This is a genomic window from Neorhizobium huautlense, from assembly GCF_002968575.1.
Lineage (GTDB): Bacteria > Pseudomonadota > Alphaproteobacteria > Rhizobiales > Rhizobiaceae > Neorhizobium > Neorhizobium huautlense.
The window spans coordinates 1-404 of record NZ_PVBM01000126.1 but is presented as its reverse complement, the minus strand read 5'-3'; the positions used below and the strand labels follow the sequence as shown (position 1 = coordinate 404).

At 70.3% G+C, this 404-nt stretch carries 1 protein-coding gene; it reads right to left on the bottom strand.

The features are described from left to right. Nucleotides 1-386: aldehyde dehydrogenase family protein (locus C5L12_RS27930; protein ID WP_157949160.1), on the bottom strand; the 386-nt coding region annotated here is incomplete at its 3' end. Nucleotides 387-404: the final 18 nt, after the last annotated feature.

The window sequence follows — 404 nt, the reverse complement described above, 5'->3', positions numbered from 1 at the left end:
CACCGGGCCACCTCCCGCTCGGCCTCGCCGAGGGTCTTGACGCCCTCGGAGGCGATGAGGTGGGCGAACCTGACTGAGCCCTGCGCCAGCAGCCGCGCCGCCCGATCGAGGGACTCGCGGCGGGCCCACAGCGGCCAGTCCTGTGTCTCGAGCGACTCATGAACGCCGGAGACCGCCGCCGCGACGTCTGCCGGGGTGGAGTCAGCGACGTAGCCCAGCAGCCGCCCGTCCTCCGGATCGGTGACCGGCAGCCGGAGGTTCTCGCGTTGCCAGACGCCGTTGATGAAGGCTCCGCCGGGAACGGACAGGTCGGGAACGTGGTCGCTGGCGAGCTGAGGGCTGCTGGCGAGCTGCTCGGTCACCACCCACTGGTCTAGTGCGCTCATGGTCTGAACTCCTTTGTC